Origin of the sequence: Pseudomonas sp. P9_31 (genome assembly GCF_034008235.1) — a bacterium.
In the GTDB taxonomy this organism is placed as follows: Bacteria; Pseudomonadota; Gammaproteobacteria; order Pseudomonadales; family Pseudomonadaceae; genus Aquipseudomonas.
The window spans coordinates 148,660-153,962 of record NZ_CP125375.1; the positions used below are offsets into that span (position 1 = coordinate 148,660).

Sequence of the window (5,303 nt, forward strand, 5' to 3'; positions counted from 1 at the left end):
GAGTTTAACTTTTTTGAGTGCGACAAGTTTCAATAAGACTTTTGTATAAAGTTTTATTTGGGCGTAGTTGCTCCTTTCGGCTTATATAAGCCAAAATTTAAATAAAGAGTGAATGCCTCACTCAAAGCAACTGTCTACTTGGATCGTTAATGTGATCTGAGGGGGGGTGGAAGTTGGCTGGGAGTGACGCCGGTTCTTCCTTTCCCGTGGCAAGACTCCTTCCGTAGGTTCTTGTTGCGGGGGACTGCTCCGCGGGTGCGGTGCGTCGCCCGTCATTATTCGTTGGCAGCACAAGAGTGAGCGTAATTCACTGCGGTCGCTATCACTGACGCATGATCCGATCGGTGCAATTATCGGGCTTGAGGGTGACAGGGGCTTTGGGGGAGGGCAGGAAGTCGCTGCACAACGGTCTGGTGTGAGCGAAAGGAGGTTTTGTAAGCAGATTTGTTCGTCGAGCAACCCAGGTGCGGATCAGCCCGATATCGCGGCAAACGAAAGCGAGCCGCTCAATGGGCTCGCTCGGGGCTGTCGCTGCGGTTTTACTTTGAGGTTTTCCGGCGTTGCGCCTCAGGGCTTTCGAGGTAGCGCGTGATGACTTCGACGCCCCGGTTGAGGTGGTGTTCGAGCAGCGTCACCGAGTGCTCGACGTCCCCCTCTTCGGCGGCTCGCAATAGCGCGCGGTGATCTTCCTGGGACAGTTTGCCCAAGCCCATGGCTTCCAGGTTGAAGCGCAGGAAGCGCTCTTCTTCGTTCAGCCCGTCTTCGACCAGTCTCAGCAGTCGACGGTTGGGGGCCTTGTTGTAAAGCGCCATGTGAAACAGGCGATTGAGCCGGCCTATCTCGGTGTAATCGTGTTCCGTCTCCAGCTCGTCGATATAGCGGGCTGCCTGTTCGAAATCGGCGGCGTCGAGCAGGGGGATCGACCGACGCAGGGCTTCGGACTCCAGCAGGATTCGCAGCTCATAGGTTTCTGCCGCATCGCCCTGAACCAGCGGTGCGACCACCGCGCCTTTATGGGCGACCACGTTGAGCAGCGATTGCGCTTCGAGCTGGCGCAACGCTTCGCGCACTGGCATGCGGCTGACGCCGAACAGGTCGGCGAGGTCTTGCTGACGCAGGGCGGTGCCGCAGGGAATGCGGCCGTCGAGAATGGCTGCGCGCAGGGTTTCTTCGATCACCGAGCGTGCCAGATGAGCGGGAATCGGCCCGTTGACCTTGATGCTGCTGAGAGGGTTGGGCTTCTGTGTCACAACAAACGCACCCTGTTTGGCTGAAGATACTTGGATCCAAATGGACACTAGAGACTGCTTGAGGGGTTGTCAAACAGTCAAAAGATCGCAGCCTTCAGCAGCGCCTGCAAAGCTGCGATCTTTTTATTGCACCCGCAATGCAAAGTTTAGCGTGCCCGCAGTGATCTCACCGTGCCATTGTCTTTTAGTTGGCTACCCTTCACCATCAAGCAGATTTCCATCTGCCTGATCTGGATGCCTCGCATTGGCGGTACGTTTCGCGATCCCTCGGACTTTGCGCTGGCTATGCTGCGCACTGCTGCTGGCCGGCGTCATGCTGGGCGGGCTGCATGCCGACTGGGATTTTTCGCTGATCAGCCGTCGTGCGCAGGCATTGTACGGGCCTTTGGGTGAAGGGCAGCAGCGCATCGATGCCTGGCAGCAGTTGCTGGCCACGCAGAAGCAGATCGGCGAGCTGGAACAGCTCAACGTGGTCAACCGATTCGTCAACAAGCAGATGCGTTACGAAGAAGACATCGACTTGTGGCACGAGGTCGATTATTGGGAAACCCCGATCGAAGCCTTGTGGAAAGGCGCCGGCGATTGTGAAGACTACGCTATCGCCAAGTATTTCAGCCTGCGCCATCTCGGTGTCTCCAGTGACAAGCTGCGCATTACCTACGTCAAGGCTTTGCGCCTGAACCGCGCGCACATGGTCCTGACCTACTACTCAAACCCCGAGGCCATGCCTTTGGTACTCGACAGCCTGATCGATGCGATCAAGCCCGCCAGCCAGCGAACCGATTTGCTGCCGGTCTACTCTTTCAATGCCGAAGGGTTGTGGTTACCGGGTGCCAAGGGCAACAAAAAGGTCGGTGACACCAAACGCCTGTCCCGCTGGCAGGATGTGTTGAAGAAAATGCAGGCCGAAGGATTCCCGGTCGAGACGACTAACTAGGAGCACGCGCTCAGATGTCTTTGTTCAAACAGCTGTTGATCGCTATCTGTCTGTTCCTGGTGGTCGCCTTCACCGGCAGCTTCATGGTCAGTCTGGAAAGCTCGCGCACCCAGTACGTCAACCAGTTGCGCTCCCACGCCCAGGACGCCGCGACGGCGTTGGCGCTGTCTCTGACGCCGAACATCGACGACCCGGCGATGGTCGAGTTGCTGGTCAGTTCGATCTTCGACAGCGGTTATTACGCGAGCATCCGTGTGGTCGACCTGGCCAACGACAAGACCATTGTCGAGCGCAGCGGCATTCCGGCGGTCACCAACGTACCGGACTGGTTCGTCAAACTGATCGGCCTGGAACCGGCCGGTGGCGACGCCCTTGTCAGCCGTGGCTGGGAGCAGGCCGCGCGAGTCGAGGTGGTCAGCCATCCGATGTTCGCGTTGGCCAAACTGTGGCAAAGCGCGTTGGGCAGCCTTGGCTGGTTGTTGATCTGCGGCGCGGTGAGTGCGGTGCTGGGCGCGTTGTTGCTGCGCCGGCAATTGAAACCGCTGGATTACATGGTCAAGCAGTCCCACGCCATTGCTCGCCGGGAATTCCTCAGCCTGCCGGAACTGCCGCGTACCCCGGAACTGCGCCGGGTGGTGCAGGCCATGAACCAGATGGTCGAAAAGCTTAAGGCGCTGTTTCAGGAACAGGCCGAACGCAGCGAAAAGCTGCGGGCCGAATCCTATCAGGACAACCTGACCGGTCTGGCCAACCGGCGCTATTTCGAAATGCAATTGAACGCACGAGTGAGCAACCCGGAGCAGGCCAGCTCCGGTTATCTGTTGCTGTTGCGGGTGAAGGATCTGGCCGGGTTGAACCAGCGGCTGGGTGGTCAGCGTACCGATGAATTGCTCAAGGCTGTGGGCGAGCAATTGTCCCGCGAGTGCGCCAAGTACCCGGAAACCCAAAACCTCGTGACGCGGATTCGTGGCGGTGAATTCGCCGTGCTGGCGCCGGGGCTGGTGCGCGAAGAAGCGCTGCAACTGGCGAGTAACCTCGACAGTGCCTTGGCGAGCTTGCATGCGACGGGTGCCACGGACGTGGCTTCGGTGGCATCGATCGGGCTGGCGCCGTTTGCCCATGGCGACTCGCCGCAAGCGGTGATCGGTCTGGCGGATCAGGCGCTGGCCCAGGCGGAAAGTCAGGGCGAGCCGAGCTGGGCGTGTCTCGATCAGGGCGTGCCGGCCCGGGTTGGTGACGATCACCATGCCTGGCATACCTTGCTGGATGAGGCGTTGGATCAGCAGCGTTTCGAGCTGTACTTCCAGCCGGTGGTGGCCAGTCAGGACACACAGTGCGTGCTGCATTACAAAGTGCTGTCGCGCCTGCTCGACGAGCAGGGCCAGACCATTCCTGCCGGGCGGTTCCTGCCGTGGCTCGAGCGTTTCGGCTGGACCGCGCGGCTGGACCGTTTGATGCTGGAGCGGGTGCTTGAGCAGATGGCCGACCATCAAGAGTCGCTGGCGCTGAACCTGTCTTCGGCGACACTGGCGGATCCGCAGGCGCTGAACACAGTGTTCGACATCCTGCGTCAGCATTCGAGTTTCGGGGAGCGCCTGACCCTGGAAATCGGCGAAGAACAACTGCCCGAGCAGGCGGTGCTGGAACAACTGACGCGGCGTTTGCGCGAGCTTGGGTTCTCGCTGAGTCTGCAGCGTTTTGGTGGGCGCTTCAGCATGATCGGCAACCTGGCGCGGCTGGGGTTGGCGTATCTGAAGATCGACGGCAGTTACATCCGGGCGATTGACCAGGAGAGCGACAAGCGTCTGTTCATCGAGGCGATTCAGCGGGCGGCGCACAGCATTGATTTGCCGTTGATTGCCGAGAGGGTCGAGACCGAAGGGGAGTTGTCGGTGATTCGTGAGATGGGGTTGTATGGGGTTCAGGGGCAACTCTTTGGTGAGCCGAAGCCTTGGCGATGGCGCCCGCGCGGACACCGATTATTCTGGTAGCAAGATCCTAGGAGATTTCCTTCAAGTTGTAGCGGTTTTGGTGAACTTGTTCCGGCCGAAACTCAGGTCTAGTCTGGCTTTGTCACTGAATAATCGGTGACACGGACGTGCAAGTCCGACCAAACTGTTTAGGTAGCGTGCTGCCATTCCCCTCAATGAGCATTTCGATGTTCACTGCTTTATGGCGGCTGCGCGCAGGAGATCCTCGGATCTGCTGGGTGTCCTAAACAGTCCCGGTCTTGCACACCTGCGCACGGCCGCCACCCTATTCGCGTGCAAGCGAACGGTGACGGCTCCAACTTACTGTCTAGGATATTTCTTATGTTCAAAATCGCTGCCGACCTGGCGGATGATGTGGAAGGCTTACGGCGCTCAGTAGCCCTGGCGCTTACCCGAATGGCCGATGGCGTGCAATTGTTGGTGGAGCGGGCGCTGGATCACCTTGAATCGCCGGAAATGATGCAGGCTCGAGCCAAGGTTTAGCAGGTTAGAGCGGTGGTGAGTTGAAGATCGCCTTCGCGGGCAAGCCTCGCTCCTACAGAGTTGCGTTCGTTCACGCGATTGCGGCACGACACAAATCCTGTAGGAGCGAGGCTTGCCCGCGAAGGCGTCAGCACAAACAACAATGAAGGCGGGGCGTTAGATCAACCCCGTCTCATCATCATCGATCAACTGGCTCAACCCGCCCAGCGCCTGGCGGGCCTGGGTTCGGTCCATGAGTTTGGCTTGTGCGGCCGGCGGCAGGTCGGTGACGCGGATCACGCCTTTTTGGGTCAGCACCTGGATCAAGTCGTCGAGCACCCGGATCATTTCCAGGTCGCTCTGCTTGAGCTGTTTGAGGCTGGTCTCCACCACTTCGTTGGCATACCAGGCCTGGATTTCATGGTGGTCGGCCGGCAGCGTTTCCGTGGCCTCGGCGTAGGCCGTGGCTTCCACGCGCACTAACTGGCCTTGCGCATCGCGTTGCACGTAAAACATTGAGCATCCCTCGGAAATGGACCAGCGTCATGCTGTCAGCAGCATAGGCCAACGCAGGCGAGTATGCGGTGTGACGACGAAATCGTCACCCGTGAGGTGTGCGCATACATGACGGCCGCCCGGTTTGGGCGGCCGTCAGCCTGCTGA

The 5,303-nt window shown here is 59.2% G+C and carries 4 protein-coding genes and 1 pseudogene; 3 read left to right on the forward strand and 2 right to left on the reverse strand.

The window, feature by feature from the left end; translation table 11 throughout:
• Window positions 1-539: 539 nt before the first annotated feature.
• Window positions 540-1,250 (reverse strand): GntR family transcriptional regulator, encoded by a 711-nt coding sequence (locus QMK51_RS00720; RefSeq protein WP_258698435.1) that lies wholly within the window; start codon window positions 1,248-1,250, stop codon window positions 540-542.
• Between the two features lie 244 nt (window positions 1,251-1,494).
• Here QMK51_RS00720 and lapG point away from each other — a divergent pair, with 244 nt between their 5' ends.
• The 3 genes and pseudogenes from lapG to QMK51_RS00735 form a co-directional block, all read left to right on the forward strand.
• Window positions 1,495-2,187, forward strand: a complete 693-nt coding sequence (gene lapG, locus QMK51_RS00725; protein ID WP_258698436.1) for a cysteine protease LapG — start codon at window positions 1,495-1,497, stop codon at window positions 2,185-2,187.
• 14 nt (window positions 2,188-2,201) lie between these two features.
• Window positions 2,202-4,178, forward strand: coding sequence for a cyclic di-GMP receptor LapD (gene lapD, locus QMK51_RS00730; protein WP_320392879.1), 1,977 nt, complete (start codon window positions 2,202-2,204; stop codon window positions 4,176-4,178).
• 330 nt (window positions 4,179-4,508) lie between these two features.
• Window positions 4,509-4,661: pseudogene (locus QMK51_RS00735) on the forward strand (DUF6124 family protein); the annotation flags it as partial.
• Window positions 4,662-4,817: 156 nt separating this feature from the next.
• Here QMK51_RS00735 and QMK51_RS00740 read toward each other — a convergent pair.
• Window positions 4,818-5,156 (reverse strand): tryptophan synthase subunit beta, encoded by a 339-nt coding sequence (locus QMK51_RS00740; RefSeq protein ID WP_320392880.1) that lies wholly within the window; start codon window positions 5,154-5,156, stop codon window positions 4,818-4,820.
• Window positions 5,157-5,303 lie beyond the last annotated feature (147 nt).